This window comes from Moritella sp. (genome assembly GCF_033791185.1).
In the GTDB taxonomy this organism is placed as follows: domain Bacteria; phylum Pseudomonadota; class Gammaproteobacteria; order Enterobacterales; family Moritellaceae; genus Moritella.
The window spans coordinates 1-10,150 of record NZ_JASJHF010000293.1 but is presented as its reverse complement, the minus strand read 5'-3'; the positions used below and the strand labels follow the sequence as shown (position 1 = coordinate 10,150).

The 10,150-nt window shown below is 40.9% G+C and carries 8 protein-coding genes; 5 read left to right on the top strand and 3 right to left on the bottom strand.

Going from position 1 to position 10,150, the window contains the following annotated elements; all coding sequences use genetic code 11:
* The first annotated feature begins 623 nt into the window (after positions 1-623).
* Positions 624-2,291, top strand: a complete 1,668-nt coding sequence (gene asnB, locus QNK26_RS16725) for an asparagine synthase B (protein WP_319225087.1) — start codon at positions 624-626, stop codon at positions 2,289-2,291.
* A 309-nt stretch (positions 2,292-2,600) separates the two neighbouring features.
* Positions 2,601-3,902 carry an anaerobic C4-dicarboxylate transporter gene (locus QNK26_RS16720; protein ID WP_319225085.1) on the top strand — a complete coding sequence of 434 codons (1,302 nt, stop codon included), beginning with the start codon at positions 2,601-2,603 and terminating at the stop codon, positions 3,900-3,902.
* A gap of 104 nt (positions 3,903-4,006) precedes the next feature.
* Here QNK26_RS16720 and QNK26_RS16715 read toward each other — a convergent pair whose 3' ends face one another.
* Positions 4,007-5,287 carry an acetyl-CoA C-acetyltransferase gene (locus QNK26_RS16715; protein WP_319225083.1) on the bottom strand — a complete coding sequence of 427 codons (1,281 nt, stop codon included), beginning with the start codon at positions 5,285-5,287 and terminating at the stop codon, positions 4,007-4,009.
* 324 nt (positions 5,288-5,611) lie between these two features.
* Between QNK26_RS16715 and QNK26_RS16710 the strand changes: the two genes are divergently transcribed.
* Positions 5,612-7,027: a 3-oxoacyl-ACP reductase gene (locus tag QNK26_RS16710; protein WP_319225081.1), complete on the top strand. Its 1,416-nt coding sequence runs from the start codon at positions 5,612-5,614 to the stop codon at positions 7,025-7,027.
* Positions 7,028-7,140: 113 nt separating this feature from the next.
* On the opposite strand, the gene QNK26_RS16705 is transcribed toward QNK26_RS16710, so the two are convergent.
* Positions 7,141-8,157: an AraC family transcriptional regulator gene (locus QNK26_RS16705; protein ID WP_319225079.1), complete on the bottom strand. Its 1,017-nt coding sequence runs from the start codon at positions 8,155-8,157 to the stop codon at positions 7,141-7,143.
* Between the two features lie 317 nt (positions 8,158-8,474).
* On the opposite strand from QNK26_RS16705, the gene QNK26_RS16700 reads away from it, so the two are divergent.
* Positions 8,475-9,212, top strand: a complete 738-nt coding sequence (locus QNK26_RS16700; protein ID WP_319225077.1) for a copper homeostasis protein CutC — start codon at positions 8,475-8,477, stop codon at positions 9,210-9,212.
* Positions 9,213-9,253: 41 nt separating this feature from the next.
* Here the strand turns inward: QNK26_RS16700 and QNK26_RS16695 are convergent, their stop codons facing one another.
* Positions 9,254-9,577, bottom strand: a complete 324-nt coding sequence (locus QNK26_RS16695) for an NGG1p interacting factor NIF3 (protein WP_319225075.1) — start codon at positions 9,575-9,577, stop codon at positions 9,254-9,256.
* Positions 9,578-9,673: 96 nt separating this feature from the next.
* On the opposite strand from QNK26_RS16695, the gene QNK26_RS16690 reads away from it, so the two are divergent.
* A partial coding sequence (locus QNK26_RS16690) for an ion transporter (protein WP_319225074.1) occupies positions 9,674-10,150 on the top strand: 477 nt, incomplete at its 3' end.

Here is a 10,150-nt window from a genome sequence, read left to right as displayed (position 1 = left end):
CGGGCCAAAACTTAGGTAGTAAAAACGTTTTTTTGAAAGAAAGGTCGTACGGTTTATATTTATCAGACATAAAATTTTATCAAACCTGTTTAAATTACAAAAATATTACAAAACAACAAGCCAATTAGTTTATGCAGTTATGCCTTGGAATCCAACTATTTTTTATGTTTACCACACAATTTAAAGCGTTTTAATAACCCCCTTGCTAAGGTTGTTAATTTATTCAGCCCCAGCAATACTAATTTATTGTTGAAATAGCCAATTAACCCATTAATTTTAAATATATTTAATCCTAATGCCAAAATACCATTGAGCTATAGTTATTTATCATGATAAATTTAACTTATGTGGACTATTAATGTTTTAAATTATTTACTTAGTACCACATTGCGTTGAATGGATTCAATCGTGCTGACTTTACTCATTAAGTTCCACATTAGTCCATCACCACACACTGGATTAGTGAATCCTCATTTTTAACACCAGTTAATTGTCGAATCCACATTGAAATAAGACTTTTATAAAAGTTTTGTCATTTTTAATTGCATTAAAATTACAATGTGGCAAATTAGACACACTATTTAGAAAGTTAGCTGCAAACACAGCATTGGAAGGAATTAGCTATGTGCTCAATATTCGGAATTCTAGACATCAAGTCAGACATTAAACCTCTTCGCGAACAAGCACTAGAGCTATCAAAGTTGTTACGTCACCGTGGCCCCGATTGGTCCGGTATCTATACTAATGATAATGCTATTTTAGTTCATGAACGCCTCGCTATTGTTGATGTTAATAATGGTGCACAACCGCTATACAATGAAGAAAAGACGCACGTACTTGCTGTTAATGGTGAAATTTATAACCATAAAGATTTAAAGAATACACTCAATGTAGATTTTGAGTTTCAGACAGAGTCAGACTGTGAAGTGATCCTTGCTCTATATAAAGAAAAAGGCACACAGTTTCTGGACGACCTGAATGGTATATTTGCCTTCGCATTATATGACGAAGAAGAAGACGCTTACCTTATTGGTCGTGATCATATCGGTATTATCCCGCTATACACAGGCTATGACGAACACGGCAATTTCTATGTTGCATCTGAAATGAAAGCATTAGTGCCTGTGTGTACACAAATCGAAGAATTCCCAGCTGGCCATTATTTATGGAGTAAAGATGGCAAAGTTACGCAGTATTACCAACGTGATTGGGAAAACTTTGACGCCGTAGCGCAAAACGGCGGTGATAAAGAAGTCGTTAAACAAGGTTTAGAAGATGCCGTTAAACGCCAATTAATGTGTGATGTACCTTATGGTGTATTACTGTCAGGCGGTTTAGATTCATCGGTTATCTCGGCAATCACTCAGCTATATGCCAAACGTCGAATTGAAGATGGAGGCAAAACTGAAGCATGGTGGCCGCAACTGCATTCTTTTTCTGTGGGCTTGAATGGTTCACCAGATTTAGCCGCTGCACAAAAAGTTGCAGACCATTTAGGTACCATCCATCACTCCATTGAGTTTTCTGTTCAGGAAGGCATAGATGCATTACGTGATGTGATTTACCACATTGAAACATACGATGTAACAACTATTCGTGCATCAACACCTATGTACTTAATGGCGCGTAAGATTAAAGCCATGGGCATCAAGATGGTCCTTTCTGGTGAGGGTGCGGATGAATTGTTTGGCGGTTACTTGTATTTCCACAAAGCGCCAAATGCGCAAGAATTCCATGAAGAAACAGTACGTAAAGTATCTAAACTGCATATGTTTGATTGCTTACGAGCGAACAAATCGATGGCAGCTTGGGGTATCGAAGCACGTGTACCTTTCTTAGATAAAGAGTTTGTGGATGCGTCAATGCGCCTAAACCCTGAACTAAAAATGATCACCGGCGATCGCATAGAGAAAAATATCATCCGCGAAGCATTTGAAGATCTATTACCAGAAGAAATTGTTTGGCGTCAAAAAGAACAGTTCTCTGATGGCGTAGGTTATTCTTGGATTGATCAGCTTAAAGTTCACGTTGCTGAAGCGGTAACAGATCAAATGTTAGCAAGCGCTGCATTTAAGTTCCCGATCAATACTCCGGATACCAAAGAAGGTTACTTCTACCGTGCAATCTTTGAAGGCCACTTCCCGGGTGACTCAGCGGCTAAATGTGTACCGTTTGGTAAGTCAGTCGCGTGCTCAACTGTAGAAGCATTAGCTTGGGATGAAAGTTTCCAAAACAATGCCGATCCATCAGGTCGTGCAGCTGGCGTACATAACGAAGCATACGAAGACTAACCTTTTAACGCTTATTTAAAGCTTCAATTAAAACAGCACCTCGGTGCTGTTTTTTTATAATTGCCTCAACCCTCTCACTCAATCCTTTTAATCGAGGTCTTTTCTGTTTCTGCCAGTATGAGTCTTCTGGATAGATAACAGCCATATGTGAACGACATCACAGATTTAATAAATAGTGTGTTATCCTCTCGCGCTCAAGCGATAACGGCGTTAAATCATCTCGCCAAAGCACTTAGACAGCCGATCAACCCCATCATTACCATCCTAAGCAGCTTTTATCGCCACATTTCGTTTAAATTAAGGTCGTGTATGTTTTTTGTGGAATTTCTTGTTGTGCTTGCTTTTATCTATCTTGGCGCTCGTATCGGCGGTATTGGCATTGGTCTTGCTGGTGGTGCGGGGGTATTAGTACTGACTTTATTTATGGGTGTAGACACGGGAAATATTCCCATCGATGTCATATTAATCATCATGTCCGTGATTGCTGCAATTGCTGCGATGCAAGTTGCAGGTGGATTAGATTGGCTAGTGGAGCTATCTGAAGGTTTTCTGCGTAAACACCCAAAAAGAATCACCTTTTATGCCCCAATGGTCACCTACTTTATGACCGTGCTTGCAGGCACTGGTCACACTGCTTTTTCAACATTACCTGTTATTGCCGAGGTAGCGAAAGAACAAGGAATTCGCCCATCAAGACCTTTAAGCATCTCGGTGATCGCGTCACAAATTGCGATCACCGCCTCACCCATATCTGCAGCTGTAGTCTTCTTTTCTGGCATTTTAGAGCCGCTTGGTGTGGGTTATTTAACACTATTAGCTATCTGTATCCCGTCAACATTCACAGCTTGCATGGTCGGCGCATTCGTGGCTAACGTTTTAGGCTGCGAGCTAAAAGATGACCCTATCTATCAAGATAGATTAGCGAAAGGCTTGGTCAAATTTAAAGGACAATCACAAAGAGAGATATTGCCTAGTGCTAAGTTAGCAACCGGTATTTTTGTAACTGCAATCGTAGGGGTGATCATCTATTCAACTCTGATTTCAGACGCAGTCAATATCATTGAAAACCCAACCTTAGGCCGTAATGATGCCATTATGGTATTTATGCTCTCAGCCGCTACCGCGATTGTAACATTCACTAAGATTGATGCATCACAGATATCCAATGCCGCAACGTTCAAATCAGGCATGAGCGCCTGCATCTGTGTACTCGGGGTAGCCTGGCTTGGTGATACTTTCGTCTCTAGCCATATTGAAGAAATAAAAACCTTTTCTGCGGACATTCTTAATCAATACCCTTGGATGCTTGCAGTAACCTTATTCTTCGCCTCTACACTACTCTACTCACAAGGTGCAACAACAACAGCCTTGATGCCAGCCGCGTTAGCCATTGGCGTAGCTCCTATAACGGCAATAGCTTCATTTTCTGCTGTAAGTGCGCTGTTTGTCTTGCCAACTTACCCAACATTACTCGCTGCTGTAGAGATGGATGACACAGGTTCAACTCGCATTGGTAATTTAGTATTTAATCACCCTTTCTTCATACCTGGTGTTGCCACTGTCTCTACATCTGTGACACTTGGGTTTCTTATTGGGGGAGCGGTACTCTAGTACAATGAGAGATTGCAATCATGCCATGATACTTACCGCGACTTAATTACTGATGAAAAAAACGCCGATACTCTGCAGTATCGGCGTTTTTGTTTACAAAGTATTTATTTTTCTAGAATAGCCGTGATACCTTGGCCACCAGCCGCACAAATCGAGATTAAACCACGACCTGAACCTTTCTGATCAAGTAGTTGTGCTAATGTGGCAATAACACGGCCACCAGTAGCGGCAAATGGGTGACCGGTCGCTAAACTACTGCCTTTGACGTTTAACTTAGTTAAATCAATCGAACCAAGCGGTGCATCCAGACCTAATTTCTCTTTACAGAATTTTTCATCTTCCCAAGCCGCGAGCGTTGCTAATACTTGTGCTGCAAACGCTTCATGAATTTCATAGAAGTCAAAATCTTGTAACGTAAGACCAGCACGTTTAAGCATTTTCGGCACAGCATAGGCAGGCGCCATTAACAGACCTTCTTTTTTATCAACAAAATCAACGGCAGCGGTTTCGCCAAATGTTAAGTAAGCTTGCACAGGTAAATTGTGTTCTGCAGCCCATTCTTCACTTGCCAACAATACCGCTGATGCACCATCAGTCAGGTTAGTACTGTTACCAGCGGTCATCGTGCCATTTACTTTATCAAAGCAAGGCTTTAATTTAGCTAATTTTTCAACTGTGGTATCAGCACGCAGTACATTATCTTGCTTTAGACCTGCCATAGGTGAAACCAGAGTATCGAAAAAACCGTCTTCATATGCTGCGGCTAATTTTTGATGACTGGCGCAGGCCAGTTGATCTTGTGCTTCGCGTGAAATGTTCCACGCTTTCGCTGTTACTTGACAGTGATCGCCCATCGCCATTTTAGTTCTAGGCTCTTTGTTTGCTGGTGTTAACGGAATAAAGTGCTTGGGACGTAAACGAGACAGTGCACGCAAACGTTGCTTACCTGTTTTAGCGCGATTCAATTCCAATAGAACACTACGCATACCTTCACTTACCGCAATCGGCGCATCAGAAGTGGTATCAGAACCACCAGCAATACCGACTTCGATTTGACCAAGTGCAATTTTGTTCGCCACTTGAATTGCTGCCGCAAGACCAGTACCACAGGCTTGTTGAATATCGTAACAAGGAGTTTCAGCTGCAAGACCTGAACTTAATACCGCTTCACGGGTTAAGTTGAAATCACGAGAATGTTTGATTACCGCACCAGCAACAACTTCACCAAGCTGCTCGCCACGTAAATTATATTTAACCACTAAACCACGGATACTTTCGGTAAGCATGTCTTGATTACTTAGTTTCGAATAGGCTGTATTTGAACGTGCAAACGGGATACGGTTACCGCCGATAATTGCAACTCTTCTTACTGTTTGACCTGTCATGGTTTATTCCTTTAATTTAAATGACTTATATATGCCCGCAGCACATTAGACTTAAGATACAATAATGTAACATTGTTGATACAAATTTAAAATAAAAACTCTAATCTGATTATTTATTCATCGCACGACAGCTGTAACGTATTCCATAGTAAGAGATGAAAAATCAGAATTTAGCTATTATTTAGTTATACTATAACGGTTTACGATGTATTGGACTGGTCTATTTATTATCAAGCTTTGGCAAATAAGTCATAGCAATAGGGTGATTTTTGGCACTAGCTCAATTAACATATCAAGGCAGTCTACAACAACAAGGATTAACTAATGACGGATACATATGCAAAACTCGCCAATGGTAAGTGGACATCAGGTTTATTCAAAACGCTAAAACTACCGCAGCCAGTTAAGCTAACCCGTTTCTCTCAAGGTTCAGATTTGATCTCAGGGCGTTTACTTATCGGCGCGGCCACTGATAGTGAGTTGATTAAGCCTATCATTGAAACATTTAAGGATGCCGATCTCGCTATAGCATATCCGCATAACACCAAAGAGTTGGCCGACCTCAATGAGCAGTTCAATCATAGCGCACTCAACGCAACACCGATTAGCTTAGCAGCAATAAGCAAAGCGGATAAATTCAACGGTATAATCTTTGACGCATCAGGTATTAAAACCAGTCAACAACTCAGTGCTTTACACCGATTTTTTCAACCTGTGATCAAACAATTATCCGCATGTAGTCGAATTATCATTTTAGGTCGTCCCAGTGAACACCTTGAAGAGGTGAGTTACGCAACGGCACAACGCTCTTTGGAGGGGTTTTGTCGTAGTTTAGCGAAAGAAATAGGCAAAAATGGCAGTACCTGCCAACTAATGTACGTGCAAGCTGGGAGTGAACCTTTGCTCAATGCCCCACTCCGTTTTCTTACTTCGGCCAAATCTGCGTATATATCGGCACAAGTTATTAAGGTTAAACCAGGGGTATTACCAGAGACGATTAATCTAGTAAAACCATTACAAGGAAAAACAGCTCTTGTTACTGGTGCTTCTCGGGGGATTGGCGCTGCGATTGCCGAAACACTGGCTCGTGATGGTGCCCATGTGATTTGTTTAGATATCCCAGCATTCAAGCAAGATCTCGATAACATCGCCCATCGCTTAAAAGGGTCTGCCATCGTTGCAGATATTACCGCTAAGGATACACCCGCTAAAATTGCGGACTTTGTACGCGGGCGCTCACTTGATATTATCGTACATAACGCAGGGGTCACCAAAGATAAAACCCTGGCTCGTATGACCAATAATCATTGGGATGTGCTGATGGATATTAATTTGTCAGCAATGGAAAGAATTAATCACCAGCTGTTAGATGAAGATCTACTAAACCAGTATGGTCGCATTATTTGCGTGTCTTCGATGAGTGGTATTGCGGGTAACTTTGGACAGACTAATTATGCAACGTCTAAAGCGGCCGTTATCGGCTATGTAGATGCAATGCAAAAACCACTGGCTAACAAGCATATAACCATCAATGCTGTTGCCCCCGGTTTTATCGAAACAAAAATGACCGCAGCAGTCCCCTTTATCGTTCGTGAAGCGGGTCGCCGCATGAATTCATTAAAACAAGGCGGTAAACCAATTGATGTTGCCGAGGCCATTGCATTTTTTGCGCAACCGCAAGCGGCTGGAGTGACCGGTAATACGCTTCGAATTTGTGGACAATCATTACTGGGCGCGTAGCGACGATTAGCGCTAGAGCTAAGAATTCCGGTATTGAAAATAGCTGCTTGATAAATGATAGCAGCTATTGCTCATCTTAAAATCAGTGAAACAACCCGACTAAAATCGGTGTACTAACCTTTGGTTTTACAACTCGCTAACCTACTACGACGATACTCGATCGGTGTCACCTGCATCCAACGTTTAAACGCACGATAAAAAGTACTTGGCTCTGAAAATCCAGTGAGATATACAATCTGATCTATTGATTCATTGGTATTCGCCAATAATTTTTTAGACAGCTCACAACGAAAATCCGCTAAGATTTGATTAAAATTATAATCAATTTCCGCTAATTTAGCTCTTAACATACGCGGCTTCATATCAAGCTCAGTAGCAATACTTTCTAATGTCACCACTCCTGATTCGAGTTGTTGGGCAATAACGGTCCGCACTTTATAAACTAAATCTTGCAGCTCTAACTTAGCTACTTTACGGCTGGCAAGTTGATCATGTAAGGCGAATAATTCAGGTTCAGCATGAGATGAAGGACGCTCAAGTAAGTTAGCATCAAAATAAATGTAATTATCCGCGGCAGAAAATTCAATCGGACATGTAAATGCATTGCTATAAGCCGTTATATCTTTCGGACTAGGGTGAGCAAACGCTATTTTAGTTGCCTTAAATTCACCTTCAGTTACATACTGACAAAATTTAAATGCGCCGATCACCAAGCTATCATTTAAATGGCGGTTAGCATCTTCAGTAACACCATCTAAATTTACTGACAATCGAGCAACATTAGCATCAGTGCTAATGGAGACACTGGCGGCATCACTAATTAATCGAATATATTTTGTGGCACGTTCCCAGCCGCTCCCAAATGTAGGGCTACTCAGGAAAAGATACTGTAAAACTTGACCTGTAAAAACCGGCATTCTCTCGCCAAGCGAAATACCGATATTAGGGTCTTGTGATATGTCTTCTAGCACCTGCCAGAAATGTGGCTGCGCATGATTAGGCGTACGCAAATCTTTATCATTCAACACATCCTCGCTAATGTTGCAACGAGAAAGAACTTCGAGTACATCGATCTCTAATTCTTTCATAGCCTCATAAGCAATGCGTAATAACGCACCCGCATCTTGCATAATTTGTCCACTATTCACTATAAAGCTTTATTCCGTTATTCAGTTTAACACAATTATCACATTCAATTAAGGAAGGAATCATATCTCCCTAATATTTCACAAGAAGTGGCTCTAATCAAGCTCTCAGCTAAAAATAGCGATTCGACTTTAGACCACAAAACGGTACTGCCCTCTGAGCAGAAAAGCGGACTCGCTAACAACAGATTATAGTTTTTTACCATAATCATTGATCTAGGTGACCTTAGTCGCTTTTTATTCTTTCATATAATCTAAAACTGCCTATCCTTACGCTACTATTTTTGATGAAAGAGAAACCTATGACAGTTACGATTGAGGTATGTGTCGATAATATAGAATCACTTGAAACGGCTCAACAAGCTGGCGCTGATCGTATCGAGTTGTGCTCAGCTTTAGCTTTAGGCGGGTTAACAGCCAACGCGGGGTTCGTACAAAAATCTCTTGATCTGGCAACCATCCCTCTTTACGCCATAATTCGCCCTCGCGCTGGTGATTTTATCTACAGTGAGCAAGAAGTTGATATCATGGTTTCAGATATAAAATTCATGAAACTACTGGGTATACAAGGTGTGGTTATCGGCGCTTTAACACCTGAAGGCAATATAGATGAAAGCGCATTAAAGCGCCTAATGACAGCATCACGAGACATTGGCGTTACTTTTCATCGCGCCTTCGACCTGTGTAACGATCCTAAACAAGCGCTAGAGATCTTGATAAACGCAGGTTGCGAGCGTATTTTAACCTCTGGTCAACAGGCAAAAGCGGAACAAGGTTGTGATCTAATCAGAGAATTAGTCATCCAAGCTGGTGACCGAATTAGTATTATGCCTGGTGCTGGCGTCACACCAGAAAATGCAGAGAAAATCATTAATCTTACCCAAGTAACTGAATTGCACCTTTCAGGAAAAACCACCCGACAAAGTGTAATGAAACCTAATTCAGTAGTACAAATGGGAACAGAAGCTGACACTGATAGTTTAATTTCGATCACTTGTGGCAACACAATTTCTAACATCGTCAGCGCAGTTAGCAGTTAAAGTTAAAGTTAAAGTTAAAGTTAAAGTCTAACTCTCGCCTTCTAAGGCAAATTATTTAGATTGAATGTTTGCAAGATATGATAAGCTGGTTCTTCATAAGGGTGTGCAGAAATAAGCGCATTAACTGCTGCCCTTACATTTTCAGCCTTGCAAACCATTTCAACTCTAAACTCATCAACTAACTCAATCTCATTGATAGTGCCAATATGTGGCTGGCTTCCAAGTAACGGCTTAAACTGCCCAGTACCTAAACACTGCCAAGCACAGCTATCGTAATCACCTATCGTACCCGCTCCCGCTTTAAACAGTGCTAGCTTAACGTCTTCCACATTGACTTGTGGCACATAAAAAACAATAACAAACATAAAAGTACCCCTCCGACTCAGCTATTATAAAAATATTTTGTTTTGCTACCAACTAACGTTTATATTAACGATACGACTAAACTAAGGCCAGTACCATTGCAAACTCACATTCAAAACCATATTAAAGTTAATAGTGATATAAATCCATTTCAGATCTTCATCTTGATCTTATCGCTGCATGTGGTGGTCTCGTCTTTTCTTCAACTCATATTCACTTTTTCACCTAACGTGACCGAAATATTGACGAGTGTTGACAATACTATTTGCTTATTTTTTTTTACGGACTTTATTATCCGATTTTATCAAGCAGAAAGTAAGCTCCATTTCATGAAGTGGGGCTGGGTTGACTTATTGTCTAGTATCCCGATGGTACAGCAGCTGCAACTTATTCGCATTATTCGTATTGCTAGAATTCTAAAATCTATTCAGCATATCCGTTCTTCAAAAATTATATTTAAAATGATTTTTGAGCATCGCTTTAAAGCCACCTTTTCGTTGGTATCGGCAATCTCATTTATCCTTGTCACCTCTGGTGCTATCGGGATTTTATTACTCGAGCATGGGCAGGAAGGC

Bases quoted from the DNA above. Each gene is read 5' to 3' on its own strand.
- QNK26_RS16710 (WP_319225081.1), top strand. From the start codon at position 5,612: ATGACGGATACATATGCAAAACTCGCCAATGGTAAGTGGACATCAGGT.
- asnB (WP_319225087.1), top strand. From the start codon at position 624: ATGTGCTCAATATTCGGAATTCTAGACATCAAGTCAGACATTAAACCT.
- QNK26_RS16705 (WP_319225079.1), bottom strand. From the start codon at position 8,157: ATGCAAGATGCGGGTGCGTTATTACGCATTGCTTATGAGGCTATGAAA.
- QNK26_RS16720 (WP_319225085.1), top strand. From the start codon at position 2,601: ATGTTTTTTGTGGAATTTCTTGTTGTGCTTGCTTTTATCTATCTTGGC.
- QNK26_RS16695 (WP_319225075.1), bottom strand. From the start codon at position 9,577: ATGTTTGTTATTGTTTTTTATGTGCCACAAGTCAATGTGGAAGACGTT.
- QNK26_RS16715 (WP_319225083.1), bottom strand. From the start codon at position 5,287: ATGACAGGTCAAACAGTAAGAAGAGTTGCAATTATCGGCGGTAACCGT.
- QNK26_RS16700 (WP_319225077.1), top strand. From the start codon at position 8,475: ATGACAGTTACGATTGAGGTATGTGTCGATAATATAGAATCACTTGAA.